Annotated in this window: 2 protein-coding genes; one reads left to right on the top strand and one right to left on the bottom strand. The window is 66.8% G+C overall.

Annotated features, from left to right (window positions below; genetic code table 11):
• The first annotated feature begins 21 nt into the window (after positions 1-21).
• Positions 22-321, top strand: coding sequence for a hypothetical protein (locus EN781_RS33295; protein WP_126055320.1), 300 nt, complete (start codon positions 22-24; stop codon positions 319-321).
• A 169-nt stretch (positions 322-490) separates the two neighbouring features.
• On the opposite strand, the gene EN781_RS33285 is transcribed toward EN781_RS33295, so the two are convergent.
• The gene (locus tag EN781_RS33285) at positions 491-805 is read right to left on the bottom strand and encodes a MocE family 2Fe-2S type ferredoxin (protein WP_126055321.1); all 315 of its coding nucleotides are present in this window, start codon (positions 803-805) and stop codon (positions 491-493) included.
• Positions 806-931: the final 126 nt, after the last annotated feature.

Genomic DNA, 931 nt, shown 5'->3' with positions numbered 1-931 from the left:
GAGTAGCAGGAGGAGATGCGAATGGACGAGCCCGATCGCTGGCGCAACATGGCAAGCGCGCCGAGGGATGGCAGCCGGATCCTGGTCACGGTGCGGCCGACCGAGCAGGGGCCGGCCGAGGTCGACATGGCCTATTGGTCGCGCGCCGACCAGCATGGCGAGGAAGGCTGGCGCTCCTCCGACTCCCAGCCGGGCCGCGTGGTCGAATATGCCGACCCGGAACTGAAATGCTGGATGCCGCTACCATCAGCCGGAAGAGGCTCGATGCCGAGCCCGTGGGAGGGCGACGAGGTGCCGCTGCTGGACGGGTCGGGGATTTAGGGCCAGTCTCCCCCCTTGAGGGGGAGATGTCGCCGAAGGCGACAGAGGGGGTCGCCGCGCGTGGAGCGCCAGCCTTGATCCGCCGCAGGAGGTAGAGCCCAGTCGAACCGACCCCCTCTGCCCTGCCGGGCATCTCCCCCACAAGGGGGGAGATGGCAGCTTCAACGGCTCACCCCACCGCCACCAGCACCTCCCCTGCCTCAACCTTCGCCGGGTAGGTCCTCAGATTGATACATGGCGGCAGGCGCCTGGCTTCGCCTGTGCGGTAGTCGAAGGCGCCGGAGTGTTTCGGGCATTCGACCTCGTAGTCCATCACCAGCCCGTCGGCGATGTGGACCGCCTCATGCGTGCAGAGGCCGTCGGTGCAGAACACCTCATCGTCGGGCGAGCGGAACACGGCGTAAGTCCGGCCCTCATGGTCGAAGCGGCGGGCGCCTTCCTGTTCGATGTCGTCGAGGCCGCACGCCTTGATCCAGCTGGTCATTTTTCTCACCGTAAGATTCGATCGCGGCAGGCCTCCGGGGTCACCCGGAGGCCCAGTCCTGGGATCAGTTCTTGTTCATGTACTCGGCCGCGTTGGCCGGCGTGACCAGCTCGAACGGCACGTAGA

It is taken from the genome of Mesorhizobium sp. M4A.F.Ca.ET.090.04.2.1 (genome assembly GCF_003999085.1).
Classification (GTDB): domain Bacteria; phylum Pseudomonadota; class Alphaproteobacteria; order Rhizobiales; family Rhizobiaceae; genus Mesorhizobium.
Note: the sequence above shows the minus strand (reverse complement) of the source record. Positions and strands in the feature narration are given on the sequence as shown.